This window comes from uncultured Roseobacter sp. (assembly GCF_947491795.1).
GTDB lineage: Bacteria > Pseudomonadota > Alphaproteobacteria > Rhodobacterales > Rhodobacteraceae > Roseobacter.
Map to the genome: position 1 here is coordinate 887,585 of NZ_CANLKW010000002.1, position 25,573 is coordinate 913,157.

The window sequence follows — 25,573 nt, forward strand, 5'->3', positions numbered from 1 at the left end:
ACATGTCACCGAACCTTGCGGGCGCGCTGCTGATGATGGCCTCGATGGCCTGCTTCACCCTGAATGATGCGCTGTTCAAAATGACGGGTGGTGCATTGCCGCTGTTCCAGCTGCTGTTCCTGCGCGGTATTCTGGCCAGCCTCCTGATCGGGTTGATGGCATGGCAGCGCGGAGCCGTGCAGGGTACAGTTTCAATGCATGACAAAGGCCTGATTGCGCTGCGGTCGCTCGCGGAAGTGGGGGCTGCGTATTTCTTTGTCACGGCGCTGCTGAACATGCCACTGGCCAATGTCACGGCCATTCTTCAGGTCCTGCCGCTGACCGTGACCCTGGGCAGCGCGTTGTTTTTCCGCGAGGCGGTGGGCTGGCGCCGGATGCTGGCCATCTGCATCGGGTTCGTCGGTATGCTGCTGATTGTCCGCCCGGGCACAGAAGGCTTTACCGTCTGGTCGGTTTATGCGCTGGTTGCTGTCCTTTGTGTCACGGTGCGCGACCTGTCCACCCGGCGTCTGTCGCGCGACGTGCCGTCGCTGCTGGTGACGCTCTCGGCATCGGTCACGGTGCTCGTGGTGTCCGGGTTCGCCTCGCTGGCGGCGCCGTGGGCTCCGGTTACCGCGCCGCTGGCATGGCTCATCGCGGGGGCGGCGGTGTTTATTGTGGGCGGGTACTTCTTTTCGGTGCAGGTCATGCGGGCAGGGGACGTGTCTTTCATTGCGCCCTTCCGCTATACGGGGCTTATCTGGGCGCTTGTCCTGGGGTGGTTTGTGTTCGGTGACTGGCCCCAGCCGCTGACGCTCGCGGGCGCGGCGATCATCGTGGCGACGGGGCTTTTCACGCTCTGGCGCGAGCGCAGTCTGATGCGCCGGTGAATGCTGAAAAACAAGGGGGTTTGCCGCGCCGTCTGGTCCGCTGATACCATGTGGCGCGCATTGTCCCGGGCGGGGATTTCCACAGGCTGCAGGTCTGGCCTCTGAACGCCTCTGGCGCTGTTGACACAGGCACCGACTCCTTTTATACGCGCGTCATCCCGGAGGCAGGGGTCGCTCTGTGCCCGGTAATCAAAATGAAGTGGTCACGATCCGGCCCCCTATCGGCCCGATCCTCTGTAATCCCACCGCGTCGTTTCCCCGGTACGGAAACGGAGGCGGTTTTTTTGTTGTCGTGTGTAGACACGATGAGAAATAAACGCGCTTTTCGCGCACCGGGCCGGTCATGGACGCATGACCAGCTGAATTTAAACCGCATGGGGTCGTCCCCGTGCACACATATGTGAGCTTAGACGGGGAAAGAACCGGAATGCCAACGATCCAACAGCTGATCCGCAAACCGCGGCAGCCGAAAATTAAACGCTCGAAGTCCATGCACCTGCAGGAATGCCCGCAGAAGCGTGGCGTTTGCACGCGCGTCTACACAACCACACCGAAAAAGCCGAACTCGGCGATGCGGAAGGTTGCCAAGGTACGCCTGACAAACGGCTTCGAAGTCATCAGCTACATCCCGGGCGAAAGCCACAACCTTCAGGAGCACTCTGTGGTTCTGATCCGTGGCGGCCGTGTCAAAGACCTTCCTGGTGTGCGTTACCACATCCTGCGCGGTGTGCTCGATACCCAGGGCGTCAAAGACCGTAAGCAACGTCGTTCGAAATACGGCGCGAAGCGTCCGAAGTAAGGAGAGACCAAGATGTCCCGTCGCCACGCAGCCGAAAAACGCGAAGTCCTGCCCGACGCCAAATATGGCGATCTGGTTCTGACAAAATTCATGAACAACCTGATGATCGACGGCAAAAAGTCGGTCGCAGAGCGCATCGTTTACAACGCCCTCACACGCGTTGAGACAAAGATCAAACGCGCCCCTGTCGAGGTCTTCCACGAAGCACTCGACAACATCAAACCCTCTGTGGAAGTCCGCTCGCGCCGTGTTGGTGGTGCGACATACCAGGTTCCCGTCGAAGTGCGCCCCGAGCGCCGCGAGGCCCTGGCCATCCGCTGGCTGATCAAAGCCTCCCGTTCGCGCAACGAGAACACCATGGAAGAGCGCCTCGCAGGCGAGCTTCTGGACGCTGTTCAGTCCCGCGGCACCGCGGTGAAAAAGCGCGAAGACACCCACAAAATGGCCGACGCCAACAAAGCGTTCAGCCACTACCGCTGGTAAATTACGTCGCGCCCCCCCCCGCGGGCGCGATGATCCGTTTTTAGATATCCTGAGGAAGCAGCCCCATGGCACGCGACTACCCGCTCGACCGCTACCGCAACTTTGGCATCATGGCGCACATTGATGCCGGCAAAACCACCTGTTCGGAACGCATCCTGTACTACACAGGCAAGTCCCACAACATCGGTGAGGTGCACGATGGTGCGGCCACCATGGACTGGATGGAGCAGGAGCAGGAACGCGGCATCACCATCACATCTGCGGCGACAACAACCTTCTGGGAACGTACCGAAGACGGTGCGACCGCAGACACGCCCAAGCACCGCATGAACATCATCGACACGCCCGGCCACGTTGACTTCACCATCGAAGTTGAGCGTTCGCTGGCCGTTCTCGACGGCGCGGTTGCCGTGCTGGACGCCAACGCCGGTGTTGAGCCGCAGACAGAAACCGTCTGGCGCCAGGCCGACCGCTACAAAGTGCCGCGCATCGTTTTCGTCAACAAGATGGACAAGATCGGCGCCGACTTCTTTAACTGCGTTCACATGATCCAGGACCGTACAGGCGCAACACCCTGCCCGATACAGATCCCGATCGGTGCCGAGACCGAGCTCGAGGGCATGATTGACCTTGTGACCATGGAAGAATGGGTCTGGGCCGGCGAAGACCTTGGCGCGTCGTGGGAAAAACGTCCGATCCGTGACAGCCTGAAAGAGCAGGCCGAGGAATGGCGCGGCAAGATGATCGAAGTGGCCGTCGAAATGGACGACGACGCGATGATGGAGTACCTGGAAGGCAATGAGCCCGACGTACCCACACTGCGTCGCCTGATCCGTGCAGGCACGCTCGCGATCAAATTCATCCCCGTTCTCTGTGGCTCCGCGTTCAAGAACAAAGGCGTTCAGCCTCTGCTCAACGCTGTGATCGACTATCTGCCGTCCCCGATGGACGTTGTCGATTACATGGGCTTCAAACCGGGCGACGAGACAGAGACCCGTAACATTGCCCGCCGCGCGGACGATGACATGGCCTTCTCCGCACTGGCGTTCAAAATCATGAACGACCCCTTCGTTGGCACGCTGACCTTCACGCGCATCTACTCGGGCAAGCTGAACAAAGGCGACACGCTGCTGAACTCGACCAAAGAGCGCAAAGAGCGCGTTGGCCGGATGATGATGATGCACTCCAACGACCGTGAGGAAATCACAGAAGCCTTCGCGGGTGACATCATCGCGCTGGCAGGTCTGAAAGACACCACAACCGGTGACACGCTCTGCGCGGTCAACGATCCGGTCGTGCTGGAAACGATGACCTTCCCTGATCCGGTGATCGAAATCGCTGTCGAGCCGAAAACCAAGGCCGACCAGGAGAAAATGTCCACAGGTCTGGCACGTCTTGCTGCCGAAGACCCGTCCTTCCGCGTCGAGACGGATCTGGAATCCGGTCAGACGATCATGAAGGGCATGGGCGAACTTCACCTGGACATCCTGGTGGACCGACTCAAGCGCGAGTTTAAGGTTGAGGCGAACATCGGTGCGCCGCAGGTGGCTTATCGTGAGACGATCTCGAAAGAGGCCGAAATCACTTATACCCACAAGAAACAGTCGGGTGGTTCGGGTCAGTTTGCTGAGGTCAAGATGATCCTCATGCCGACAGAGCCGGGCGAGGGCTATTCCTTCGAGTCCCGCATCGTTGGTGGTGCTGTTCCAAAAGAATACATCCCGGGCGTGGAAAAGGGCATCAACTCGGTCATGGACTCCGGTCCGCTGGCGGGTTTCCCTGTGATCGACTTCAAGGTTGCTCTGATCGACGGTAAATTCCACGACGTTGACTCATCGGTCCTGGCGTTCGAGATCGCGGGCCGTATGGGTATGCGCGAAGGCATGAAGAAAGCCGGCGCGAAACTGCTCGAGCCGATCATGAAGGTCGAGGTGGTGACGCCAGAGGAATACACCGGTGGCATCATCGGCGATCTGACGTCCCGCCGTGGCCAGGTCCAGGGTCAGGACACGCGCGGAAACGCGATTGCCATCGACGCATTTGTGCCGCTGGCGAACATGTTCGGCTACATCAACACGCTGCGGTCGATGTCGTCGGGTCGTGCGAACTTCACCATGCAGTTCGACCACTACGAGCCCGTGCCGCAGAACATCTCTGACGAGATCCAGGCAAAATTCGCTTAAAACCAGAGCGCGGCAACGCGCTCTGACACCAGACACCGGGCCGATGAGCGCCCGACAGAACACCTAAGGAGGCCATCATGGCAAAGGCAAAGTTTGAACGGACGAAACCGCACGTAAACATCGGCACGATTGGTCACGTTGACCACGGCAAGACGACGCTGACGGCGGCGATCACGAAGTATTTTGGTGATTTCCAGGCGTATGACCAGATTGACGGCGCGCCCGAGGAGAAAGCCCGCGGGATCACGATCTCGACGGCGCACGTTGAGTACGAAACCGAAGCGCGCCACTATGCGCACGTCGACTGCCCCGGCCACGCGGACTACGTCAAGAACATGATCACCGGTGCCGCCCAGATGGACGGCGCGATCCTGGTTGTGAACGCCGCTGACGGCCCGATGCCGCAGACACGCGAGCACATCCTGCTGGGCCGTCAGGTCGGCATTCCGCACATGGTTGTCTACATGAACAAAGTGGACCAGGTGGACGACGAAGAGCTGCTGGAACTGGTTGAAATGGAGATCCGCGAGCTGCTGTCCTCCTATGAGTACCCTGGCGACGACATTCCGATCATCCCCGGCTCGGCGCTCGCGGCGATGTAAGGCAACAACCCTGAGATCGGTGAAGAATCGATCAAAAAGCTGATGGCGGCTGTGGACGAGTACATCCCGACGCCTGAGCGTGCGGTGGATCAGCCGTTCCTGATGCCGGTCGAGGACGTCTTCTCGATCTCCGGCCGTGGTACTGTTGTGACAGGCCGTGTGGAGCGTGGCGTGATCAACGTGGGCGACGAGATCGAGATCGTCGGTATCCGCGACACGAAAAAGACCACCTGCACAGGTGTTGAAATGTTCCGCAAACTGCTGGACCGCGGTGAGGCAGGCGACAACATCGGCGCCCTGCTGCGCGGCATCGACCGTGAAGGTGTTGAGCGTGGTCAGGTTCTCTGCAAGCCGGGTTCCGTGACACCGCACACCAAGTTCGAGGCAGAAGCCTATATCCTGACCAAGGATGAGGGTGGCCGTCACACGCCGTTCTTTGCGAACTACCGTCCGCAGTTCTACTTCCGGACCACGGATGTGACCGGCACGGTTCAGCTGGCCGAGGGCACCGAGATGGTGATGCCCGGCGACAACGTCTCCTTTGGCGTTGAGCTGATCGCGCCGATCGCGATGGAGCAGGGTCTGCGCTTTGCGATCCGCGAAGGCGGCCGTACGGTCGGCGCGGGCGTTGTGTCCAAGATCACTGAATAAGGCCCCGGACCAGCACGTCCTGCCGGCCCCTGAGGGGGAGACAGCAGGACCGCAGTCCGACGGTTCAGACAGAAAGGCCGCCCCCCGGGGTGGCCTTTTTGCTGTGCACAGATGGCGGAAAGGGGGGGGCGCCAGGGGCCCGGCTGACCGGATCATGCGCCGCCACCTCAGAGGGTCGCCAACCCGAATCATGCTGAGTTTTGCGAAAATGCTGTATATTGGAACCCGATCGGACCCTGCGTTGTTAGAAAAACATGCACGGGTTTCGTGATAGCGGTGCGGGGGCACAACGCTGCTGCGGCTTGTGTGTATTGTGTGACCGTTAATGAGTGGGGTAAAAAATCATGCTGACCAGACGACATTTCATCCGAACGACAACCGCGCTGTTTTCCGCGGCCCTCCCGGCATCTCTTGCCGCGACCCAGGCCCTGGGAGCGCAGAGCAAATGGGCCGCATGGGACGCGCAGGTGACACCGGCGAATTTCGATCCGGCGACCACCAATCCCTGGGGCCTGCATCCCCGATTTCTGCCGACACGGGTCGAGGCGAACGATGGTCTGGTGCCCGGCGATGTGCATGTCGATGCGGTGGCGCGCTATCTGTACCACGTCGGCAATGATGGTACCGCGATGCGCTATGGCGTTGCCATCGCCAAGGGCAATCTCTATGAGCCGGGCACCTACACAATCCGGCGCAAGGCACGCTGGCCCAAGTGGACGCCGACAAAGGCCATGATCGCCCGCGACCCCGCCGCTTATGAAAAATATGCGGACGGACAGCCCGGGGGGCCTACAAACCCGCTCGGTGCGCGGGCGCTCTATCTGTTTGAGGGGAACCGCGACACCTATCTGCGGATCCACGGCACACCGTCCCCGCGTTCAATCGGCGGGCGTGCCAGTTCGGGCTGCGTGCGCATGGTGATGGCACATATCATCGGCCTCTACGAAAACGTCGAGACAGGATCGAAGAGCATTCTCTATCCGGCCGAGACCTTCATCTCCGCACAAAGCTGAACGCTGGCAGGGGCCCCGGTCAGGAGGCCTCTGCAGTCGCACTGGTGCAGATCGGGTTGCCGGCGGCTGTGCGTAACGGCAGCATCGTGGCCTCCACCGGGCCCTGATGCCGGTACCAGTAGCAACCATCGTCCATCAGACGCACGGTGCTCAGGTCCTGGTTCGGTCCCGCCAGGTCCTGAACGGCTGCGGGCAGGTTGACCGGCGCACCGCCGGGCCGTCCGGAAGCATCCACACAGGCTGCAAGGGTTGAACACAGGGCGATTGGCGCAAGAATTCGGTAGGGCACGGCCACTCCTTTCTGGAACAGGGGCGAATTTCATACTCGCATCGTCGGTTTACAGGCTATCCGTTAACAACCCGGCAATACAAAGGCGATCATCGCTTTGCGGAAAGTGTGACATCCCCCTGATGCCGCTGAGACTCGTTGTTCTGACGCTGGTGTGCGCCGTCCACTCTTGCGCAAACGCCCGGTTATCAGGCAATCGCTGGGGGTAATGTTGCAGGCGGGCAACGGAGAATCACGCACCGGTTGAATTGTCGACCAAAAAAACGCTGGGGGGAATAAACAGCGGAAATTCGCCTGTACGGGTGTGTTAATTTCGAGTAAACATTGTGGCAGAATTTTGTAACGAGGAAGAGATATGAAGATTTCAAACGCAATCGCGTCGACACTCCTTGCCCTGTCCCTGACTGCCGGTGCTGCGTCTGCGGCAACTTTCACATGGACAGAGGGCGACGGCCAGAACCGCAAACTGGTTGCAGGCTCCGTCGATCTGGAAGACGCAGATCCGTCCACACCCGGCTTTGAGCTTGATGACGGCGCGGGCAATCCATTCGGCGCCGGCGACACACTGCAGATCCACGGTCGGATCGTCTCTGCGGTGGACACCTTCTCTTACACCTTCGAGATGTCCAGAAGCTTTGGCGTTTTCTTTGATCTCGACGGCTACCAGCTGGCAGATTCCGCCGGTGGTGCATATGAAACCAACTCCGGCCTTGTGGGCCAGGCAAGCCGGGGCGGCGATCCGACCCCGGGTCTCGACTCCAAAGGTGTTCGTTTCACGCTCACGGGTGGCGGAACGTCTGTCAGCAGAACCTTTGCAACAGACATCCTGGCGGGCGACGATCCCTTCCTGTTCACAGGTCTGGGCAACACGCGTTACACTCTGACGATTGACGGATCCGTCGGTCCGCAGAAAAACGCAGCCGCGCTCTATGACCTGACCATCACGGCGGTACCGGTCCCGGCAGCGGGCCTGCTGTTGCTGTCCGCTTTTGGTGGTCTGGGCGTCGCCGCGCGCCGTCGTCGCAAATCCTGATCCCTTTACAGGGCATTCATGCAGACGGGGTCGCTTTGGTGGCCCCGTTTTTTTTGAGTGCTGCGCAGATTCATATGCTGAATCCCATTGCCTTTTCGGGCGCGACCCCCTAAACGACCCAAATCCAATGAGGGTGCGGTCAGCCGCGCCCTTTTCCGTTGGACCAAAAGACGCGATGAGGGTGTGCGATGAGCGCCCATCCTCCTCTCCGATCTGGACCCTGATATAAAGGGTGATGCATATGGCCGTTCAAAGCCAAAACATCCGCATCCGCCTCAAGGCGTTTGACTACCGCGTGCTGGATGCTTCCACACAAGAAATCGTCAACACTGCCAAGCGTACAGGTGCTTCCGTTCGCGGCCCGATCCCGCTGCCGAACAAAATCGAGAAGTTCACCGTTCTGCGTGGCCCGCACGTTGACAAGAAATCCCGTGACCAGTTCGAAATCCGCACGCACAAGCGTCTGCTGGATATCGTTGATCCGACCCCCCAGACCGTGGACGCGCTGATGAAGCTCGACCTGGCCGCTGGTGTGGATGTCGAGATCAAGCTGCAGTCATAAGCGCAGGGAGGGTAATCATATGTTGCGCTCAGGCGTTATTGCAAAAAAAGTCGGTATGACCCGGCTGTTCATGGAAGACGGCAAGCAGATCCCTGTGACCGTTCTTCAACTCGACAAGCTGCAGGTTGTGGCCCAGCGGACCGTTGAAAAGGATGGCTACACAGCTGTTCAGCTCGGCGCCGGTGTGGCCAAAGCCAAGCGGACAAGCCAGGCCATGCGCGGTCACTTTGCTTCGGCAAAAGTGGAACCCAAGCGTAAAGTGGCCGAGTTCCGCGTAGACGAAGAGAACCTGATCGGTGTGGGCGAAGAAATCATCGCGGATCACTACTTTGAAGGTCAGTTCGTTGACGTGGCGGGTACTTCCATCGGTAAAGGTTTTGCCGGTGCGATGAAGCGCCACAACTTCGGTGGTCTGCGCGCGTCGCACGGTGTGTCTATTTCTCACCGTTCGCACGGCTCCACTGGCCAGTGTCAGGACCCGGGCAAGGTTTTCAAAGGCAAGAAAATGGCCGGTCACATGGGTGCAGCCCGTGTCACCACGCAGAACCTGCAGGTCGTCCGCACAGACACAGACCGTGGCCTGATCATGGTCAAAGGCGCTGTGCCGGGCTCCAAAGGTGGCTGGGTTACAGTCAAGGATGCGGTCAAAAAGCCGTTCCCTGAGAATGCTATCCTGCCAGCCGCTCTGAAATCCGCAGCCGAAGAAGCCGCGAAAGCCGCTGAAGAAGCCGCCGCTGCAGCCGCAGCCGAGGCCGAAGCAGAAGCCAAGCGTCTGGCCGAAGAGCAGGCAGCCGCAGAAGCCGAAGCGCTGAAAGCAGCCGAAGCTGAAATCGAAGCTGAAAAGTCTGACGACGCGCCTGCCGCGGATGAAGACAAGAAAGAAGGTGACGCATGAAACTCGATGTCATCAAACTCGACGGCGGCAAAGCCGGCTCTGTAGAGCTGGACGAAGCGCTGTTCGGTCTGGAGCCGCGCGCGGACATCCTGCACCGTGTCGTCCGCTGGCAGCGTAACAACGCGCAGGCCGGTACGCACAAGGTCAAGACCCGTTCCGAGACCAGCTACTCGACCAAGAAGATCTACCGCCAGAAGGGCACCGGTGGCGCACGTCACGGCTCCCGCAACGCACCGATTTTCCGCAAGGGTGGTATCTACAAGGGCCCGACCCCGCGCAGCCACGGTCACGAACTGACCAAAAAGTTCCGCAAGCTGGGCCTCTGCCACGCACTCTCCGCAAAAGCGCAGGCCGGTGAGCTGGTCATCATCGACGCAGCCGCCGCCGAAGGCAAAACCGCCGCTCTGGCCAAACAGGTTGCAAACCTGGGCTGGAAACGCGCGCTGGTCATCGATGGTGCCTCTGTGGACGAGAACTTTGCTCAGGCAGCACGCAACATTGACGGTCTGGATATCCTGCCGACAATGGGCGCAAACGTATATGACATCCTCAAGCGTGACACGCTGGTGATCACCAAAGCGGGTGTCGAAGCTCTGGAGGCCCGACTGAAATGAGTGCCAAAGCAGAACACTACGATGTGATCCGCAAGCCGATCATCACAGAAAAAGCCACCATGACATCCGAAAACGGTGCCGTGGTCTTCGAAGTGGCAATGGGCAGCAACAAACCGCAGATCAAAGAGGCCGTCGAGGCGCTCTTTGGTGTCAAGGTCAAAGCGGTCAACACCACGATCACCAAAGGCAAAGTCAAACGTTTCCGCGGCCAGATGGGCAAGCGTAAAGACGTTAAAAAGGCCTATGTGACGCTCGAAGAGGGCAACACAATCGACGTATCCACCGGTCTCTGACCGTCGGATATCCGTCCTGTGACAGACGCTCCGGTGCCAGATGGCCCCGGGGCGTTTTTCGTTTTGCACATTGCGCAGGCGGATCACCGCTGGTCAGGGCACATCAGGGATCCCGCCCGGTCATTAACGCTCTACTGTAGCAAATAGGCCACCAATAAACCCTTTTGTCGTGCTAGATTAGGTACTTGTTCCAGGAAATTAACGGTTTCGCGCTGCGATGGGTCTCGATTGCAAGTCCTGGAGACCGTACCTTTTCGGGAGCAGATGCCGTGTCTGACAATGAATCGAACACCGATACTCACAATTCCGCCGATACCCCTGTGGGCGGGACGGCGGACACCAGCCTCGAAAAGCGGCTGAGTGCGGCGCGCGCCAAACGCTCGCAGGTGCTGTCCGCGCGCGCCATGGCCGGGGCGACGGCAAATTCGGCGACAGCGCCCGACGCGGCAAAGGGCGAAGCACCCCCGCCTGTGAGCCCGACCCCGGAACAGTCACCGCTGCCTGCGCCCGTTCAGGCCGATGCAGACTCAGCCGTCCGGCTGCGGATTACGGGCCCTGCCGCCGTCAAAGCCCTGTTCATCTTCTCCGGCAGTGCCGGTTTTGGCCTTGGGGCTGTGCTGGGCATCGGGATACTGATTGGCGCGGGCCAGACCGTCCCGGCACAGCAGCCGCTCGTTATCGCACAACCGCTGCCCGCCGCGCAGCCAGCGCCTGTGAGCCTGCCAGAGGTATCCCTTGCCGCGACCGATCCCGCCCTGATCGAGCCCGAAAAACTGTTGCCGCAATCCGCGCAGCAGGATGACCCGCTGTCCCCCGCACCGGTGGCTGATGCAGCGCCCGCGCTGACCGAATCGCCCGATAGCATCCAGCCTGCGCAGACAGAAACGCCGGAAGGCCCCGCGGCAGATGTGATCCCGGTGCTGATGTATGGTCTGCCCGCGCCCGAGCCTGTTCTGCCGGTAACCGGACCCATGCCGCAGATCTCGGACATCGTTTACACCAGTGTTGATCTGGCGCCCGACGATGCGCAGCAGCTGCGCTCACTCGCCGCGCCGGACGCGGCCACCGACCAGGTCTGGACACCGGTCGCGCCGCCCGCGTTTTTCATCCATGCACCCGATGGCCTGCCGCAGGGACGTCTGCGCGGCTATGTGGCCGAGCTTGAGGCCAACGGCATCGAGGTGGCAGGCATCGGCCGCGAGGCATTCCGCGTGTCGACAACCCATCTGCGCTATTACAGTGCGGAAACAGCCGATGCGGCAATGGCGCTGGCAGAGGAACTTGGCGTGCCCGCGCGCGACTTTTCGCAGAATGTACAGGTGCCGGGCCGGGTCGAAATCTGGCTGGCCGGACGGCCCAAACTGGTCGAGCCCGAGCCTGAACCGCTGCCCTGGTGGCGCCGTAACCGCGAGGAACGCTAGGTCCCGCAGATGTGCCAGCAGCGCCCGGCGGCAAAGAACAGGCGCCGCACGACCAGCCCTCCGCCACGCGTCGGAACAGGCCGCAAAGTCGCGCGGAAATCCGCCGGGACAGCCCGGTTGCCCGTTCCACCACCAATTTAAATTGCTTGCTATTTGCTACCAGGGCGCGTAGGCGGGCGGTGCGACGTTACATTATCTATCGGTTACACTGCTCCAAAAAGCTCTGTCATACGATCTTTCAATGACTTTGCCGATCTGCCGCATGATGCGGGCAGTCTTAAATCAAGGAGTACGACGATGGCTACTGGCACCGTCAAATGGTTCAACACTACTAAAGGTTTTGGTTTTATCGCGCCCGACGGCGGCAGCAAAGACGTGTTTGTGCACATCTCTGCCGTTGAACGCGCTGGCCTGACAGGTCTGAGCGACGACCAGAAAGTGACCTTCGACATCGAAGCAGGCCGTGATGGCCGCGAAAGCGCGACAAACCTCGCACTGGCGTAAGCTTTGCGTCCCCACGCGGGGACAACAGAACCGGAACGGGGCGCATTCTTCGGGACGCGCCCTTTTTCGTGCGCGGGTGCCGCGGCAAACTACGTGGATCGCGAGGCCACTGCCCTGCGGATGCGCGCGCGCCGATGCGTTCTGTTCAGGGCGCAGTGCTGCTTGGTGTGGTGCATCTAAACGCGCTATATCCGCGCGGAAATTCCGTACAAAAATAAACGCACTTCAATGGCCGGCCTCATCGCCTGGCCCAATGCCCTGTTGCCGGCCAAAGGGCCGCGCGCTGTCCTGGTATTCTGCAAAGGTCCGTTAAAACCTGCCGCCGTGCGCCGTCTTAACCCGGGGCCCCACCGACGCTTGCACCGACGTAATACCGACAAAATACCGACGTTATACCGACGTTGGGTTTTCCATATTTTACTGGGGTTAACGGGCCGGGACGTTGCGCATGGGCTAAAGCGGGCAGAACGGTCGATTAACCGGCTGCGGGCCTTGACCCGCCCGGCCCGCTCCCCTATCAGACCCCATCGGCAAGGCCCCGGATTCGTCCGGGGCCTCGTCGTTGCCCGCAAGGGCATCCTAAACGGGCACCTACGGGGGCCTTCATACCATAGTCGTCATCGCGACGACGGACAGCAAAACGGAAGACAGACAACATGGCACTCAAGTCGTATAAACCGACGACGCCGGGCCAGCGTGGGCTGGTACTGATCGACCGTTCGGAGCTCTGGAAAGGCCGCCCGGTCAAGTCCCTCACAGAGGGTCTGACCAAGAATGGCGGACGGAACAACACCGGACGGATCACGATGCGCCGCAAAGGCGGCGGGGCAAAACGCCTCTACCGGATCGTTGACTTCAAGCGGAACAAAATGGATGTGACGGCCACGGTCGAGCGCATCGAATATGACCCCAACCGGACAGCCTTCATCGCCCTCGTGAAATACGAAGACGGCGAACAGGCCTATATCCTGGCGCCTCAGCGCCTCGCGGTTGGTGACAGCGTGATTTCCTCTGCAAAGGCGGACATCAAACCCGGCAACACCATGCCTTTCTCGGGTATGCCGATCGGGACAATCGTACACAACATCGAGATGAAGCCCGGCAAAGGCGGTCAGATCGCACGTGCCGCCGGTACCTACGCCCAGTTCGTGGGCCGTGACGGTGGCTATGCTCAGATCCGTCTGAGCTCCGGCGAACTGCGTCTCGTCCGTCAGGAATGCATGGCAACCGTTGGTGCCGTGTCCAACCCCGACAACTCCAACCAGAACTACGGTAAAGCGGGCCGCATGCGTCACAAAGGCATCCGCCCGTCTGTGCGTGGTGTCGTGATGAACCCGATCGACCACCCGCACGGTGGTGGTGAAGGCCGTACGTCCGGTGGTCGTCACCCGGTTACCCCCTGGGGCAAACCGACCAAAGGTGCCAAGACCCGTAATGCTAAAAAAGCGTCCAGCAAGCTGATCATCCGCTCGCGGCACGCCAAGAAGAAGGGGCGCTGATAGATGGCACGCTCTGTATGGAAAGGTCCTTTTGTCGACTCTTATGTGTTGAAAAAGGCCGAGGCGTCCCGCGAAAGCGGTCGCAACGAAGTGATCAAGATCTGGTCGCGCCGCTCGACAATCCTGCCCCAGTTCGTGGGCCTGACGTTCGGTGTCTACAACGGCCACAAGCACATTCCTGTTAACGTGTCTGAGGACATGATCGGTCAGAAGTTCGGTGAGTATTCGCCGACACGGACGTACTACGGTCACGCCGCAGATAAAAAAGCGAAGCGGAAGTAAGCCATGAGCAAGGATAAAAATCCCCGCCGCGTGGCCGACAACGAAGCACGTGCAAAACTGCGCATGCTGCGTACAAGCCCGCAGAAACTGAACCTCGTTGCCGCAATGATCCGTGGCAAGAAAGTCGACAAGGCCCTGACGGACCTGACTTTCTCCAAGAAACGGATCGCTCTGGACGTGAAGAAATGCCTTCAGTCCGCAATTGCGAACGGCGAAAACAACCACAATCTCGACGTGGACGAGCTGATCGTTGCAGAGGCTTACGTTGGTAAGAACCTGACAATGAAGCGCGGTCGCCCGCGGGCCCGTGGCCGGTTCGGCAAGATCATCAAGCCGTTCTCGGAAATCACGATTGTCGTACGTCAAGTTGAGGAGCAAGCCTGATGGGTAACAAAGTCAATCCGATCGGCATGCGCCTGCAGGTGAACCGCACCTGGGACAGCCGCTGGTACGCCGATACCAAGGATTACGGTGATCTTCTGCTGGAAGACCTCGCAATCCGTGAGTTTATCAAAGAAGAATGCAAGCAGGCCGGTGTGGCCCGTGTGATCATTGAGCGTCCGCACAAAAAGTGCCGCGTGACAATCCACACAGCACGCCCCGGTGTCATCATTGGCAAGAAAGGTGCGGACATTGAAGGTCTGCGCCAGAAAATCGCCAAGATGACCGACAGCGAGCTGCACCTCAACATCGTTGAAGTGCGCAAGCCCGAGCTGGACGCGGCCCTCGTTGGTGAATCCATCGCACAGCAGCTGGAGCGCCGGGTTTCTTTCCGCCGCGCCATGAAGCGTGCGGTTCAGAACGCGATGCGCATGGGTGCTCTTGGCATCCGTGTCAACGTTGCCGGCCGTCTGGGCGGTGCCGAAATCGCGCGGACTGAATGGTATCGTGAAGGTCGTGTGCCACTGCACACGCTGCGCGCCGACATCGATTACGCACACGTGGAAGCGACGACTGCCTATGGCATCATCGGGATCAAGACATGGATCTTCAAAGGTGAGATCATGGAGCACGATCCGGCCGCGCGTGACCGTAAAGCACAGGAACTCCAGGATGGCCCTGCACCGCGTGGTGCCGGCGGTCGTCGCTGAGGAGGAATGATCAATGCTTCAGCCAAAGCGTACTAAATTCCGCAAACAGTTTAAGGGCTCTATCAAAGGCCTGGCAAAGGGCGGGTCTGACCTGAACTTTGGCACCTATGGTCTCAAAGCTCTTGAGCCCGAGCGGGTCACTGCACGTCAGATCGAGGCGGCACGCCGCGCGATGACGCGTCACATGAAACGCCAGGGCCGTGTCTGGATCCGTATCTTTCCGGATGTGCCTGTCACTGCCAAACCCATCGAAGTTCGTATGGGTAAAGGTAAGGGCTCGGTTGACCGTTGGGCAGCCAAGGTAAAACCCGGCCGTGTGATGTTCGAAATCGACGGCGTGAATGACGACATCGCCCGCGAGGCGCTGCGTCTGGCGGCGATGAAACTGCCGATCAAAACACGCGTTGTGGTCCGCGAGGACTGGTAAGCACCGGGGGCCTGCGGGCCCGCGCGAGCAATGCAGAGCTCCGCCCTTGAAAAAGGGCGGAGCTTTTTCTTTTTGTGTGATCAGCCTTCAGTCGGCAGATGTTCCCGCGCCGAGAAGTGCTGAGTTATGGTCCTCACGGTCGCCGATCGCATAGGAACTGCTGGTGATAACCCATTTTTCTCCCGTGTGTTCCAGGATGGAATAGACCGCAAATGGTTCCTGGGTGATGACAGTACCACTGATCAGGCGGGTCTCATGTGTGGCGGCAATCGTTGCCGGGTCCCGGAAACGGGCCTCGACACAATGCCGGAACATCTGGGTGACACCGCATTTATTGTAATGCGCGCGGACCGCATCAAAGACGACACGCAGGTCCTCGCTTGTGTTCAGCACTCTGTTCCCCTCAAAAGTCTCCAGCCTGTAAGGAAGCTGGAAACACGTCAGGAAGAGTTCAAAATCACCGGCCATCAGCGCACCCCCCGTCAGTTCGAGGAGGTGCTCGGACACATCTTTCGCGGTCTTAAAATTCTGCTGCATTTATTTTGCCGATGGCGCAAGCCAAGGGTCTCGCCTTTAATGTCAGGCCAGACTGTTGTGAAAAGTGTTTTGTTTCAAGTCTGTAGTGAATTTGAGTTCAAAAATCAGAGATTTTCCGCCAATCTTCTATCTGAGCTAGAAGTAAAGGTGCGGGCATTACTTTTACGCGCGGCAACCTGCTGAATTCCCCCGACTCAGGCCCAGGCGTAGTTGAAACTTATGCTGATACGGTCTTCTTCCGCCATGTTGAGCGGCACCTCATGACGCAGCCAGCTTTCCCAGAGCAGCAAATCGCCAGGCACGGGCGCGACATAGTGAAAAGGCCGCATCTGCGGGCGTGCATCCTTGATGCGGGGCGGGGCCGCCATCATCATGGCGTGCCGCGGGTCTTCGAATTTGATCGCACTGGCGCCCTCAGGCACAGCCACATAGGTGGTTCCGCTGATCACCGAATGCGGATGGATGTGCGATGTATGAATGCCGCCAGGCGGCAGGATGTTGATCCAGATGTCTTCCAGCCTCAGTTTCCGGCCGTCCAGATCAAATTCCAGATCCCGGGCAAAGGCCTTTACATGTTTGTTCAGGGTTTTGACCAGATCTTTGAAAATCGGGAAGCGGTAAGGCAGATCTGTCAGGGACGCATAGCTTGTGTATCCCGGAAACCCGTTTTCATCGCACCATGTTTGTCCGGCTTCGTCGTCCTGCGCAATCGACCAGCAGGACGCCTCCAGTTCGGATGCATCGATGGGATTTCCCCGCTCTGACAAATAGGCATGATAGAGACGGGTGACAAAGAGAGATGAAATCTGTGACATGCTCTGTCCCTAACTCAGAATTCCGCGCAGAGACAAGGGAGCCCTGAAGGGGAACCGGGAAAACTGATCTCCGCTGACACACCTTGTGGTTACACGTTCCGTAGCGTCACAACCAAGGCGTGTCGCTGGCAGGCAAGTGGGGGTCGGTTTTCGGCGACCCGGCTGGCTGTTCCGGGTGCATTTCAGCGACAATAATTGAATTGACCACGTGGTCAAAAATACTCAGAAAATTCACCTGCTGTTCGCCCGTCATAATTTTTGCGGGTCCGGAGACTGTGATGGAACATGAAAGACCGGAAGATTTTTTTGAAGCCATGGCCGAGGCATATTGCGCACGCGATTTTAAGGCACTGACCAGGTTCTACGACTGCCCGGGGGCCGCCTATCTGGAAGACGATATCGTCGTCTGGTCGAATGCGGACAGCCTGGAGGAGACGCTGCGCCAGCACTGCATGGCCAATTATGCCCTTGGAACGCGTTCAGTTGCAGCACGTGTGGTTGCCCAAAGCCTGCATGGCAGGCAGCATTTTTCAGTCTGGGTTAACTGGTCCCACAAAGACTTTCACGGGATCGTTCTGTTTGAAACCTGCCTGCGGTATTTTTTCCGACGAACATCCACCGGCGGACTTGTCATTCAACTGGTCGAGATGCCGGACCGGCCTCTGGTGTATGAAAACGAAAACATCCGCCCGCCGTTCCGTCGCACACGTGCCCGGACAGGGAAAGTCCGTGTCGTTTGACAGCACGGACCGATAATGGCCGCAGATCCGGTCAGGCGGCCTCGGTAATGATCGCCTCGCCGTTTCCGGAAGCATCAATCCGACGCCCCAGCCATGCGTTCTTTTGAAGAGCGGGACCGGCGATCATTCGGGTCAGGCGGCCGGGCACACCCAGTTTCCGACGCAGCAGATTGGCATAAGAGCCGGGCAGGGAATTTTCGGATTCCGTTTTCAGCGTTGTAAGGCTCAGCCCGGCCTCGGCAATCATCCGGCGCACGGAGTGTGGTGTGAAGTGCTGAAGGTGGACGGGCAGATCGGAACTGTGCCAGCGGTCTTTCAGCAGACGCGATGCGTGGCATCCGGCATTTGGCACGCTGAACCAGATTTTGCCGTCCGGCTTGAGCAGGGATTTCATTTCGCGCAGGAGCCGTACAGGTTCTGCGTGATGCTCGACCACATGATTGGCGGTGATCAGGTCAAAACGCCGGTCAGCCACGCCAAGATAGTCATCCAGAAAACCTTCGTGAACGGGAATGTTGTTATCGCGGCAGGTGGATGCACCGTCGGCAGAAGGTTCGACCCCTTGAATGTCCGCGCCCATGGCCTGGCAGACTGCCAGAAATGTGCCGCCGCCGCATCCTACGTCCAGCACATCCATGCCGGAGGTGATCCGAACATGTCTGTGATAACCGGTTTCGCGGGCGGTTTTGATCACTGTGTCCATTGTCGCGCGGACACCATAGCCAAAGGTGTGAGGACTGTAGCCGCTGGAGTAATAATAGCCGAGTTCTGCGTCCGAAGGGCGGGGTGCTGTGAACTGATGGCCGCAGGTATGGCAGCGTTGCACGTCCCACAGCTTTTGGCCGGCCCATTCGGTACGCACGGCATCGCCGCGATACCACATGCCGGTTTCTGCTGATCCGCAGATGGTACAGGTCTCTGGCATTCCCACTCTCCCACTGTCGCACGGGCCGGGGGTGCCGGCGGCACGGTTCCGTTGTGCAACCGGCCGTGTCCGACGCGTCCGTCATGATGGGGGGGCATTCCGTGTCTGGCAAGTTTTTCCGGTCCGGGTGGCCCGCTGAGGGACAGATTTTTTGGCAGTACGACCGCTGTGGAGCAGGGTTTCTATCAGGACGCGAAATGCTGGTCTGCGCCGGGAGCGGGCCGACCAACAAGGCATAGCTGAATTCACAGTGTCATGATCGCGGGAAGGTGTCTGGGCGGTTCACCCTGCGTTAACAAAAAAGTGTTTTGACGATTGAGGTTAACCATATTTTCGACACAAATTTACCATAATTGTTGAAAAATCCATCATTTTCTGATAGTTAAGAGTCGTGGCCTGGGGGTCGGGGTATTTTTTGGTTAACTATTGAAACGCGCAATTAACGCGCATTCCACAAAATCAGATTTGACGGCCACGCATTACGGTACTGTATTACAAAGGGAACTTCTCAATGAAACACTTCAAACAATTGCTCTGTGGGGCATCCGTTGCGGCCGCAATGGCGCTCCCCGGACAGGCAAGTGCGACAACGGTTGACGTTGAACTTATGTTCATGAACGACGTGTCTGGCAGCGTCACCGCAGCAGACTTCAACGCACAGATTGCCGGTTACGCGGCGGCGTTCCGGGACTCCACGCTGATCGACAGAATCCAGGAAGGAGCGATCGGTAAGATCGCGGTATCCGTGGCCTTTATGGCGACCGACATTTCCATCTCTGACTGGTTTCTGATCGAAGATGCAGCCTCTGGCGAAGCATTTGCGACTGCCGTGGAAGGCTTCGTGCGGCCCGGCGGCCTTGGCATTCAGGACAACGTGGCGGGTCTGCTGGATGATGCCTCAGATGCGTTTAAAACCAATGCCTTCGACGGCACACGCAACGTCATCGACATCGTGACCGAGGGCGCTCAGTCCACAGGTGGATGCCGTTTTTCCGAAGCGATCTGTGCGCCACTGCAGAATGCTCGTGACGCGGTTCTGGCCGACAACATTGATGCCATCAACGCGATGGTTCTGACAGACCCGTCGTTCTTTGGCCCGGGCGCTGGTTTCAGAATCGATTCAATCGCTTATGCTGAAAACAACATCATTGGTGGCGACGGCTCCTTTGTTGTGGCGACGCCTGACTTTACCGATTTTGCCCCTGCAATCCGTAACAAGATTGAGCGCGAAATTGTTGGTCCCGATCCCGATGGTCAGATCCCGCTGCCAGCGGCTGGCTGGATGATGATCGCAGGCTTTGGTGCGCTGGCCGGAATTGGCCGTCGCAAGCGCGCGAAGTCCTGAACCGGACATCCATAGCTTTCTGAGAAATGGCGGCCTTTGGGGCCGCCATTTTTTTGTGCCCGGCGTCCCTGAGAATGCTGACCGGACCGCGCCGTTCGATCCGTGCCCGGACGGTTAACACAGCGCGCGGGCGGGCATGTCGGTGTCTGGGGCCCCGGGGCGGGATGTGGCCCCCGCAGCCCTTGAAAATATGGAAAATCCGCTGTCGGTATCGCGTCGGTAAAACGTCGGTATTACGTCGGTGCACAGCGTACGGTGCCCGGCATTTCATTGCGGTCCGCCAAAGGTGTTAATGAGAGGTCAGCGCAAAGTGCGAAAAACCGGAATCATTTAACGCTGACTGAAAACAGGGATTTCAACGCGTTAAAGCTCCCGGCTTTAAACCTGAGACATCCGACCGTCCTGCAAATGCGCCGTTCCGGGGGGGCGGAACGGCGCGGCGCAACAGTGCCTGTTGCGCGGGTGTTTTGATCTGCGCGGTGTATTTCAGGTTTAAGGCCGGGGGCTTTAATCGATCAGCGATGTTTGTGGTACTTCGCCCTGTGCTTTAAAGACCGGCAGGTTGCGATCCCCGGTGCGCCTGGTGCTCAGGTGGTGCCATTGCCGGTCATGCAGCAGAGCATTTCGAACATGATCGATACCCCCAGAAAGGCTGTGCCGCCCGATGCATCGAAAGGCGGAGAGACCTCGACCAGATCGGCCCCGGCGATGGTGACACCGGACAGGAGCCGCGCGACCTGCAGCGCCTGAAAGGAGGTGGGACCGCCGACTTCGGGCGTGCCGGTGCCGGGCGCAAAGGCCGGGTCAACAAAGTCGATGTCATAGGAGACATAGGTGGGATCAGACCCGACAAGCGCGCGTGCCTCGGCCATCACGTCCTCTGGTCCGCGGGCAAAGAATTCTTCGATCGGGACGATGCGGATGCCGGTGGCCGCCGCGAAATCGCGGTCTTCCATATCATAGGCTGAACCGCGGATGCCGATCTGGATCACGCGTTTGGGGTCCAGCAGCCCTTCCTCCACAGCGCGGCGGAAGGGGGTGCCATGTGTGTATTTCGTGCCGCCGAAATAGCTGTTAAAGAGGTCGGTGTGGCTGTCGAAGTGGATCATGCCCAGAGGGCCGTTGCGCGCCAGCGCCCGCAATACGGGCAGGGATGACAGATGATCGCCGCCCGCCGTCAGCGGCGTGATCCCGGCGGCCACGACACCGTCGTAAAAGGCAGTGATCCGTTCCATGCTGTCCATAATGTCGGCGGGGTTGGGCGGCACGTCGCCCAGATCGGCGCAGTTCGCCGCCTCGAAAGGGCGCACCCCGGTGGCGCCGTTTTGCGCGCGGATCATGGTGGACATGTCGCGCAGCTGGCGGGGGCCGTGACGCGGGCCGGGGCGGTTGGTGGTGCCACTGTCCCAGGGCACGCCGATGATGCCGATGTCAACATCGGCAAAGCGCGGGTGCGCAGGGTCCACATGAGGCAGCCGCATGAAGGTCGGCACGCCTGCGAAGCGCGGCAGATCAAAGCCCGATACGGGCCGGAAGAAGGGATCGCTCATGCTGTCCCCCGGAGCGCCTGTCCTGGCGGGTTCATTCGGCGATATCCTCGGCCCAGAGATCCGGCTTTTCGTCGATAAAGCGTTTCATCAGCGCCACGCAGTCGGGATCCTCGGCAATCACCACCTCGACGCCCCGGGAGCGCAGGAATTCTTCGTTGCCGCCGAAATTGGTGGTGTCGCCGATTACCACGCGGGGGATGCCGAACTGGATGATGGTGCCCGAGCACATCATGCAGGGCGAAAGCGAGGTATAGAGCACCGTGTCGCGGTATGTCTTTTGCCGTCCGGCTTTGCGCAGCGCATCCATTTCGCCGTGCGCAATCGGGTCGCCGCCCTGAACGCGCTGGTTGCGGCCCTGACTGACCACCTGGCCGCCGCGCGCCAGCACCGAGCCGATGGGGCAGCCGCCCTCGTCAAAGCCGGCTTTGGCCTCGTCATAGGCGATCCGCAGCAGTCGTGTGTCGTCGTCTGTCATCATGTCAGGGCCTCATTGGGTTGCGGGCGGGGCGTCAAAGAAGGGCAGGGTTTCCACGCTCGGAGACCAGACCCCCCGCGCGGTCAGGTCATCCATGTGGTCGGCGATGCCGCCCAGTGTTGTGAACCAGACATCGCGTGTTTCCAGCGTCTGTTCGATCCATTTTTCGACCAGCTGCCAGCGCGCCAGTCTGCCGGTCAGAAAGGGGTGCACGATCAGCATAAAAAAGCCACCGGCGGTGTATTGTGCCTCGAACTCCTCCCAGAAGCCTGCGAGCCCCTGGGAGGGGGATTTCACGGGCATCATATAGCCGATTTCGTCGTAATGGGCGAAGGGGGGCCAGTCGTCGGTGCCCCAGTGCACGGGCATTTCATACAGCTGCCCGCCGGGGGTGGCCAGCGCATGGGGGATGTCGTCGCCCATCAGTGAGCTGTCATAGCGCATGCCGTGTTCCAGCATCAGGTCCACCACCTCGCCGGTGATGTTATAGACCGGCGCGCGGTAGCCTGCAGGGGTTTTGCCGCAGAGGCGTTTGTGGGCGTCCAGGGCGCGTTCAAAGGGTTCGCGCTGGTTGCCGTAAGTGGCGATGGGGTCTTCGTGTATCCAGCCGTGGTGGCCGATTTCGTGCCCGCCGTTCAGGATGTTTTCGACCGTATCGGGGTACTGTTCCAGGCACCAGCCGGGGATAAAGAACGACTGTTTCAGGCCAAAGCGCGCATAGGTGTCCAGGATGCGGGGCAGGGCCACGTTGGGGCCATAGCGCCCCATCGAGATGGGATAGAGCCTGCGGTGGCTGTCGTCCGGGCGGGCGACATGGATCAGGCTGTCTGCGTCCATGTCAAAGGTAATGGCCACGGCGCATTTCGCGCTATCGGGCCAGGGGATGGGGTTGCGGATCATGTCAGCCGGCCTCCAGGATATTGGCGTTTCCGGGCTCCCAGCTGAGCCAGAAGTCTGTGCCGGGGGTCAGGTCAAATCCGGTGAGAGCGCGTTCCTGCATCTGAACCTTGTATTCCTGGCCTTCCGGGCCTTCCAGAAACAGGGTGACGACCGAGCCGATGAACTCCTCGGAGATCAGCGTGGCGCGGGCCTGGTTCACGGTGCCCGGCGCATCACCGGAGAGCGAGACGAGATCGGCAGAGACGGTAAAGCTGACCTGCTGGCCGGTCTGCGGCGGCGGTGTGGGGGTCTGGGCGGTAAAGTTGCCCTGGGGTGTGGCGATCTCAGTGCCGCCGGTGTTGGTGGTGGTGACTGTGCCCGTCAGGATGTTGTTGCGGCCCACGAATTCCGCGACAAACCGGTTGGCGGGCGCGCGGTAGATGTCGCGCGGCGCACCTGTCTGGGCGATGTCGCCCTGGCTCATGATGACCACGCGGTCGGCCATGGCAAAGGCCTCGGACTGCGAGTGGGTCACATAGACAAAGGTGATGCCGAGCTCTTTTTGCAGGCGGGTCAGCACCCCCTGCATGCGGATCACCAGATTGGCATCGAGCGCCGAGAGCGGCTCGTCCAGCAGCAGCATCTGTGGCTCCATCACCAGGCTGCGGGCCAGTGCCACGCGCTGTTTCTGCCCGCCGGACAGGGTGGCGACATTGCGTTCGGCAAATTCCGCGATCTGCATCCGGTCCAGCCAGTCGAGAGCGCGGTGTTTGCGTTCGGCCGCGGCCACGCCACGCATTTTCAGGCCGAATTCGACGTTTTCGCGCGCGCTGAGAAAGGGAAAGAGCGCGAGGGACTGCCAGACCAGCGGCGTGTCCCGCTCGTGCGGGCGTACGTCATTCATAAGCCGCCCGCCGATGCGAATTTCCCCGGCTGTGGGGCTTTCCAGCCCGGCGAGCATGCGCAGGGTGGTGGTCTTGCCGCAGCCCGACGAGCCCATGATCGCGAGGAATTCGCCCTCGTGGATGTCCAGCGTCATGTCGCGCACGGCGACAAAATCACCAAAGCGTTTTTCGACATTGCGGAAGGTGACAAGCGGGTTGGTCATATCAGGAATGGCTCTTGATCTGGCGGCTGATAAAGATCGCCTGGGCGAGGATTACCAGCGTCATGGACGTGAGGAAAACAAAGGTGCCGATGGCATTGACCTGCGGGTCGATATTGCCCTGAACGATCTCCAGGATCACAATCGGCACGGTTTTGTTCAGGCCGGAGACGAACCAGGCCACGGCAAATTCGTCAAAGGATACCGCTGCGGTCAGGCACAGGGCGGACACGATCGCAGGCGCGCAGAAGGGCAGAATGACGTGGCGCATCGCCTGCCATTCGTTGCCGCCAAGGTTCCAGGCGGCGGCCTCGAGATCCGGGTCCATCTGGTGCAGACGCAGCCGGATGATCGCCATCGCAAAGGGCGCTGTCAGCACGGAATGGGCCAGGATGATCGACCACAGCTGCCCTGACAGACCGATCCGTGACAGCCAGGCCAGCATGGCCAGCGCCATGATGATCAGCGGAATGGTCGGCGGCAGCAGGATCAGCGCGAGATAGGGGCCTTTGAACCGGAAGTTATAGCGAAAATCAGAATAGGCTGTGCAGAACCCGAGTGCGGTGCCCAGTACAGCGGTGCTGGACGAGACGATCAGCGAGTTGCGCACGGCCTGCCAGACGTCCGGGTCGTTGAAGATTTTCACGTACCATTCGGTCGAAAACTCCCCCAGCGGGATCGTCGGAAAGCGCTGGGAGTTAAAGGAGAAGACAAGGCTGAAGAGAATGGGCGCAAAGATAAAGGTAAAGATCAGCGCCACATAGAGTGCCAGAATGATGTTCAGCCCGCGCCCCTGCATCACCGCGACCCCGCCGGTTTACGGTAGGCCAGCGCAATGGCCGTGAAGGCCACGGTAAAGAGCGTCAGCATCATCATGATCGCGACCACCGCGGCACGGGGCCATTGCTGGCCGGATTTGGTCGTGTCGAGGATCAGAATGGGCAGCGTCGGCTCCTGGCTGCCGCCCAGATAAAAGGGCGCGACAAAGTCCCCGAAGGCGAGGATGAAACAGAAAAGGGCCGCGACGATGAACCCGGTGCGCGACAGCGGCAGCACCACGCGCCAGATCGTGGCCAGCGGTTTGCAGCCCAGATTACGCGCGGCCTCGATCAGGGTTTTGTCGATATTGGCCATGGTGACGGTCTGCAGGATTACCGCGAGCGGCAGCGTCAGGGTCAGATAGCCCACAACGGTGCCGAAATGGGTGTTGAGCATTTTGAACGGACCGAGCCCGATATAGCCCAGCATCGCATTCAGCACGCCGCTTTCCGCCAGGATCACATACCAGGAAAAGGTGCGCACCAGATAGGAGGTGAAAAACGGGATCACCAGCAGGAAAACCGCCCAGCGGCGCAGGTTGTCGGATGCGCGGAAGGCCAGCGCCCAGGCGGCGGGAAAGGCCACCAGCATGGCGACAGAGGCGCTGAGCGAGGCGATGAAAAGCGTGTACCAGTAGCTGTCCCAGAAATAGCCGCGCGTCAGCATTTTCTCCCAGTTCACGAACTCGAAGGCCTCGGTCATGCGGTAGTTGCGGACCACAAAGAAGGAGATCGCGACCATAAAAAGGACAGGGCCCACAAAGAACATCAGCTGCCACAGGATAATGGGCAGCCGCCATGTCAGGGCATAAAGGTTTAGTCTGCGTGGGGCGCTCACATCTGCTGTCCTTGCCTGTCACCGGACGGCCCCCGA

Annotated in this window: 30 protein-coding genes and 1 pseudogene; 20 read left to right on the top strand and 11 right to left on the bottom strand. The window is 59.8% G+C overall.

Annotated features, from left to right (window positions below; translation table 11 throughout):
* Window positions 1-2: 2 nt before the first annotated feature.
* The 6 genes and pseudogenes from Q1A34_RS11260 to Q1A34_RS11285 all read left to right on the top strand — a co-directional run bounded on the left by Q1A34_RS11260 (window position 3) and on the right by Q1A34_RS11285 (window position 6,600).
* The gene (locus tag Q1A34_RS11260; protein WP_300033809.1) at window positions 3-869 is read left to right on the top strand and encodes a DMT family transporter; all 867 of its coding nucleotides are present in this window, start codon (window positions 3-5) and stop codon (window positions 867-869) included.
* 427 nt (window positions 870-1,296) lie between these two features.
* Window positions 1,297-1,668, top strand: coding sequence for a 30S ribosomal protein S12 (gene rpsL / locus Q1A34_RS11265; RefSeq protein WP_011570072.1), 372 nt, complete (start codon window positions 1,297-1,299; stop codon window positions 1,666-1,668).
* Between the two features lie 12 nt (window positions 1,669-1,680).
* Window positions 1,681-2,151: a 30S ribosomal protein S7 gene (rpsG, locus tag Q1A34_RS11270; RefSeq protein WP_300033811.1), complete on the top strand. Its 471-nt coding sequence runs from the start codon at window positions 1,681-1,683 to the stop codon at window positions 2,149-2,151.
* Window positions 2,152-2,216: 65 nt separating this feature from the next.
* Window positions 2,217-4,334, top strand: a complete 2,118-nt coding sequence (gene fusA, locus Q1A34_RS11275) for an elongation factor G (protein WP_300033812.1) — start codon at window positions 2,217-2,219, stop codon at window positions 4,332-4,334.
* A gap of 77 nt (window positions 4,335-4,411) precedes the next feature.
* Window positions 4,412-5,587: pseudogene (tuf, locus tag Q1A34_RS11280) on the top strand (elongation factor Tu).
* Window positions 5,588-5,931: 344 nt separating this feature from the next.
* Window positions 5,932-6,600 carry a L,D-transpeptidase gene (locus Q1A34_RS11285; protein WP_300033814.1) on the top strand — a complete coding sequence of 223 codons (669 nt, stop codon included), beginning with the start codon at window positions 5,932-5,934 and terminating at the stop codon, window positions 6,598-6,600.
* Between the two features lie 19 nt (window positions 6,601-6,619).
* On the opposite strand, the gene Q1A34_RS11290 is transcribed toward Q1A34_RS11285, so the two are convergent.
* Window positions 6,620-6,835, bottom strand: a complete 216-nt coding sequence (locus Q1A34_RS11290) for a hypothetical protein (RefSeq protein ID WP_300034129.1) — start codon at window positions 6,833-6,835, stop codon at window positions 6,620-6,622.
* Between the two features lie 409 nt (window positions 6,836-7,244).
* Here Q1A34_RS11290 and Q1A34_RS11295 point away from each other — a divergent pair, with 409 nt between their 5' ends.
* The 12 genes from Q1A34_RS11295 (at window position 7,245) to rplP (ending at window position 15,510) form a co-directional block, all read left to right on the top strand.
* Window positions 7,245-7,922: a VPLPA-CTERM sorting domain-containing protein gene (locus Q1A34_RS11295; protein WP_300033816.1), complete on the top strand. Its 678-nt coding sequence runs from the start codon at window positions 7,245-7,247 to the stop codon at window positions 7,920-7,922.
* A gap of 241 nt (window positions 7,923-8,163) precedes the next feature.
* A complete protein-coding gene (gene rpsJ / locus Q1A34_RS11300; RefSeq protein ID WP_195819727.1) occupies window positions 8,164-8,484 on the top strand; it encodes a 30S ribosomal protein S10 in 321 nt (106 codons plus the stop codon).
* A 19-nt stretch (window positions 8,485-8,503) separates the two neighbouring features.
* Complete coding sequence (rplC, locus tag Q1A34_RS11305; RefSeq protein WP_300033818.1) at window positions 8,504-9,379, top strand: 50S ribosomal protein L3; 876 nt, start codon at window positions 8,504-8,506, stop codon at window positions 9,377-9,379.
* Window positions 9,376-9,993, top strand: a complete 618-nt coding sequence (rplD, locus tag Q1A34_RS11310) for a 50S ribosomal protein L4 (protein WP_300033820.1) — start codon at window positions 9,376-9,378, stop codon at window positions 9,991-9,993. Before rplC ends, rplD begins: the two co-directional genes overlap by 4 nt.
* Window positions 9,990-10,286: a 50S ribosomal protein L23 gene (locus tag Q1A34_RS11315; RefSeq protein WP_300033822.1), complete on the top strand. Its 297-nt coding sequence runs from the start codon at window positions 9,990-9,992 to the stop codon at window positions 10,284-10,286. The genes rplD and Q1A34_RS11315 overlap by 4 nt, the downstream gene beginning before the upstream one ends.
* Window positions 10,287-10,555: 269 nt before the next feature.
* A complete protein-coding gene (locus Q1A34_RS11320) occupies window positions 10,556-11,707 on the top strand; it encodes a hypothetical protein (RefSeq protein ID WP_300033824.1) in 1,152 nt (383 codons plus the stop codon).
* Window positions 11,708-12,004: 297 nt separating this feature from the next.
* Window positions 12,005-12,211, top strand: a complete 207-nt coding sequence (locus Q1A34_RS11325; protein WP_300033826.1) for a cold-shock protein — start codon at window positions 12,005-12,007, stop codon at window positions 12,209-12,211.
* 656 nt (window positions 12,212-12,867) lie between these two features.
* Complete coding sequence (gene rplB / locus Q1A34_RS11330; RefSeq protein ID WP_300033828.1) at window positions 12,868-13,710, top strand: 50S ribosomal protein L2; 843 nt, start codon at window positions 12,868-12,870, stop codon at window positions 13,708-13,710.
* 3 nt (window positions 13,711-13,713) lie between these two features.
* Window positions 13,714-13,992 carry a 30S ribosomal protein S19 gene (gene rpsS, locus Q1A34_RS11335; protein ID WP_071969830.1) on the top strand — a complete coding sequence of 93 codons (279 nt, stop codon included), beginning with the start codon at window positions 13,714-13,716 and terminating at the stop codon, window positions 13,990-13,992.
* A gap of 3 nt (window positions 13,993-13,995) precedes the next feature.
* Entirely contained in the window at window positions 13,996-14,376 is a 381-nt protein-coding gene (rplV, locus tag Q1A34_RS11340; RefSeq protein WP_298844823.1) for a 50S ribosomal protein L22, read from the top strand.
* Window positions 14,376-15,083 carry a 30S ribosomal protein S3 gene (gene rpsC / locus Q1A34_RS11345; protein ID WP_300033831.1) on the top strand — a complete coding sequence of 236 codons (708 nt, stop codon included), beginning with the start codon at window positions 14,376-14,378 and terminating at the stop codon, window positions 15,081-15,083. Before rplV ends, rpsC begins: the two co-directional genes overlap by 1 nt.
* 13 nt (window positions 15,084-15,096) lie before the next feature.
* Window positions 15,097-15,510, top strand: coding sequence for a 50S ribosomal protein L16 (rplP, locus tag Q1A34_RS11350; protein ID WP_299146850.1), 414 nt, complete (start codon window positions 15,097-15,099; stop codon window positions 15,508-15,510).
* A gap of 87 nt (window positions 15,511-15,597) precedes the next feature.
* Here rplP and Q1A34_RS11355 read toward each other — a convergent pair whose 3' ends face one another.
* The 3 genes from Q1A34_RS11355 to Q1A34_RS11365 all read right to left on the bottom strand — a co-directional run bounded on the left by Q1A34_RS11355 (window position 15,598) and on the right by Q1A34_RS11365 (window position 17,115).
* Window positions 15,598-16,047 carry a hypothetical protein gene (locus tag Q1A34_RS11355; RefSeq protein WP_300033833.1) on the bottom strand — a complete coding sequence of 150 codons (450 nt, stop codon included), beginning with the start codon at window positions 16,045-16,047 and terminating at the stop codon, window positions 15,598-15,600.
* Between the two features lie 194 nt (window positions 16,048-16,241).
* Complete coding sequence (locus Q1A34_RS11360) at window positions 16,242-16,862, bottom strand: 2OG-Fe(II) oxygenase family protein (protein WP_300033835.1); 621 nt, start codon at window positions 16,860-16,862, stop codon at window positions 16,242-16,244.
* A gap of 106 nt (window positions 16,863-16,968) precedes the next feature.
* Complete coding sequence (locus Q1A34_RS11365; protein ID WP_300033837.1) at window positions 16,969-17,115, bottom strand: hypothetical protein; 147 nt, start codon at window positions 17,113-17,115, stop codon at window positions 16,969-16,971.
* Window positions 17,116-17,140: 25 nt separating this feature from the next.
* Between Q1A34_RS11365 and Q1A34_RS11370 the strand changes: the two genes are divergently transcribed.
* Window positions 17,141-17,602, top strand: a complete 462-nt coding sequence (locus Q1A34_RS11370) for a hypothetical protein (protein WP_300033839.1) — start codon at window positions 17,141-17,143, stop codon at window positions 17,600-17,602.
* 31 nt (window positions 17,603-17,633) lie between these two features.
* Here the strand turns inward: Q1A34_RS11370 and Q1A34_RS11375 are convergent, their stop codons facing one another.
* On the bottom strand, window positions 17,634-18,527 hold the full coding sequence (locus tag Q1A34_RS11375; protein ID WP_300033840.1) for a class I SAM-dependent methyltransferase: 894 nt from the start codon (window positions 18,525-18,527) through the stop codon (window positions 17,634-17,636).
* A gap of 511 nt (window positions 18,528-19,038) precedes the next feature.
* Between Q1A34_RS11375 and Q1A34_RS11380 the strand changes: the two genes are divergently transcribed.
* Window positions 19,039-19,872: a DUF1194 domain-containing protein gene (locus tag Q1A34_RS11380; protein WP_300033842.1), complete on the top strand. Its 834-nt coding sequence runs from the start codon at window positions 19,039-19,041 to the stop codon at window positions 19,870-19,872.
* 587 nt (window positions 19,873-20,459) lie between these two features.
* Here Q1A34_RS11380 and speB read toward each other — a convergent pair.
* From speB to Q1A34_RS11410, 6 genes are read right to left on the bottom strand one after another with little or no spacing between them, the layout of a single operon-like run.
* Window positions 20,460-21,422 (bottom strand): agmatinase, encoded by a 963-nt coding sequence (gene speB / locus Q1A34_RS11385; protein ID WP_300033844.1) that lies wholly within the window; start codon window positions 21,420-21,422, stop codon window positions 20,460-20,462.
* 31 nt (window positions 21,423-21,453) lie between these two features.
* Entirely contained in the window at window positions 21,454-21,897 is a 444-nt protein-coding gene (locus Q1A34_RS11390; RefSeq protein ID WP_366942831.1) for a nucleoside deaminase, read from the bottom strand.
* A 12-nt stretch (window positions 21,898-21,909) separates the two neighbouring features.
* The gene (locus Q1A34_RS11395; protein ID WP_300033848.1) at window positions 21,910-22,797 is read right to left on the bottom strand and encodes a polysaccharide deacetylase; all 888 of its coding nucleotides are present in this window, start codon (window positions 22,795-22,797) and stop codon (window positions 21,910-21,912) included.
* A gap of 1 nt (window position 22,798) precedes the next feature.
* Window positions 22,799-23,884, bottom strand: a complete 1,086-nt coding sequence (locus tag Q1A34_RS11400; RefSeq protein ID WP_300033850.1) for an ABC transporter ATP-binding protein — start codon at window positions 23,882-23,884, stop codon at window positions 22,799-22,801.
* 1 nt (window position 23,885) lies between these two features.
* The gene (locus Q1A34_RS11405; protein ID WP_300033852.1) at window positions 23,886-24,683 is read right to left on the bottom strand and encodes an ABC transporter permease; all 798 of its coding nucleotides are present in this window, start codon (window positions 24,681-24,683) and stop codon (window positions 23,886-23,888) included.
* The gene (locus tag Q1A34_RS11410; RefSeq protein WP_300034131.1) at window positions 24,680-25,468 is read right to left on the bottom strand and encodes an ABC transporter permease; all 789 of its coding nucleotides are present in this window, start codon (window positions 25,466-25,468) and stop codon (window positions 24,680-24,682) included. The genes Q1A34_RS11405 and Q1A34_RS11410 overlap by 4 nt, the downstream gene beginning before the upstream one ends.
* Between the last annotated feature and the right edge of the window lie 105 nt (window positions 25,469-25,573).

Coding starts and splice junctions, on each gene's coding strand:
- Q1A34_RS11260 (WP_300033809.1), top strand. CDS start 3: ATGTCACCGAACCTTGCGGGCGCGCTGCTGATGATGGCCTCGATGGCC.
- rpsL (WP_011570072.1), top strand. CDS start 1,297: ATGCCAACGATCCAACAGCTGATCCGCAAACCGCGGCAGCCGAAAATT.
- rpsG (WP_300033811.1), top strand. CDS start 1,681: ATGTCCCGTCGCCACGCAGCCGAAAAACGCGAAGTCCTGCCCGACGCC.
- fusA (WP_300033812.1), top strand. CDS start 2,217: ATGGCACGCGACTACCCGCTCGACCGCTACCGCAACTTTGGCATCATG.
- Q1A34_RS11285 (WP_300033814.1), top strand. CDS start 5,932: ATGCTGACCAGACGACATTTCATCCGAACGACAACCGCGCTGTTTTCC.
- Q1A34_RS11295 (WP_300033816.1), top strand. CDS start 7,245: ATGAAGATTTCAAACGCAATCGCGTCGACACTCCTTGCCCTGTCCCTG.
- rpsJ (WP_195819727.1), top strand. CDS start 8,164: ATGGCCGTTCAAAGCCAAAACATCCGCATCCGCCTCAAGGCGTTTGAC.
- rplC (WP_300033818.1), top strand. CDS start 8,504: ATGTTGCGCTCAGGCGTTATTGCAAAAAAAGTCGGTATGACCCGGCTG.
- rplD (WP_300033820.1), top strand. CDS start 9,376: ATGAAACTCGATGTCATCAAACTCGACGGCGGCAAAGCCGGCTCTGTA.
- Q1A34_RS11315 (WP_300033822.1), top strand. CDS start 9,990: ATGAGTGCCAAAGCAGAACACTACGATGTGATCCGCAAGCCGATCATC.
- Q1A34_RS11325 (WP_300033826.1), top strand. CDS start 12,005: ATGGCTACTGGCACCGTCAAATGGTTCAACACTACTAAAGGTTTTGGT.
- rplB (WP_300033828.1), top strand. CDS start 12,868: ATGGCACTCAAGTCGTATAAACCGACGACGCCGGGCCAGCGTGGGCTG.
- rpsS (WP_071969830.1), top strand. CDS start 13,714: ATGGCACGCTCTGTATGGAAAGGTCCTTTTGTCGACTCTTATGTGTTG.
- rplV (WP_298844823.1), top strand. CDS start 13,996: ATGAGCAAGGATAAAAATCCCCGCCGCGTGGCCGACAACGAAGCACGT.
- rpsC (WP_300033831.1), top strand. CDS start 14,376: ATGGGTAACAAAGTCAATCCGATCGGCATGCGCCTGCAGGTGAACCGC.
- rplP (WP_299146850.1), top strand. CDS start 15,097: ATGCTTCAGCCAAAGCGTACTAAATTCCGCAAACAGTTTAAGGGCTCT.
- Q1A34_RS11355 (WP_300033833.1), bottom strand. CDS start 16,047: ATGCAGCAGAATTTTAAGACCGCGAAAGATGTGTCCGAGCACCTCCTC.
- Q1A34_RS11360 (WP_300033835.1), bottom strand. CDS start 16,862: ATGTCACAGATTTCATCTCTCTTTGTCACCCGTCTCTATCATGCCTAT.
- Q1A34_RS11365 (WP_300033837.1), bottom strand. CDS start 17,115: ATGACGGGCGAACAGCAGGTGAATTTTCTGAGTATTTTTGACCACGTG.
- Q1A34_RS11370 (WP_300033839.1), top strand. CDS start 17,141: ATGGAACATGAAAGACCGGAAGATTTTTTTGAAGCCATGGCCGAGGCA.
- Q1A34_RS11375 (WP_300033840.1), bottom strand. CDS start 18,527: ATGCCAGAGACCTGTACCATCTGCGGATCAGCAGAAACCGGCATGTGG.
- Q1A34_RS11380 (WP_300033842.1), top strand. CDS start 19,039: ATGAAACACTTCAAACAATTGCTCTGTGGGGCATCCGTTGCGGCCGCA.
- speB (WP_300033844.1), bottom strand. CDS start 21,422: ATGAGCGATCCCTTCTTCCGGCCCGTATCGGGCTTTGATCTGCCGCGC.
- Q1A34_RS11390 (WP_366942831.1), bottom strand. CDS start 21,897: ATGACAGACGACGACACACGACTGCTGCGGATCGCCTATGACGAGGCC.
- Q1A34_RS11395 (WP_300033848.1), bottom strand. CDS start 22,797: ATGATCCGCAACCCCATCCCCTGGCCCGATAGCGCGAAATGCGCCGTG.
- Q1A34_RS11400 (WP_300033850.1), bottom strand. CDS start 23,884: ATGACCAACCCGCTTGTCACCTTCCGCAATGTCGAAAAACGCTTTGGT.
- Q1A34_RS11410 (WP_300034131.1), bottom strand. CDS start 25,468: ATGTTCTTTGTGGGCCCTGTCCTTTTTATGGTCGCGATCTCCTTCTTT.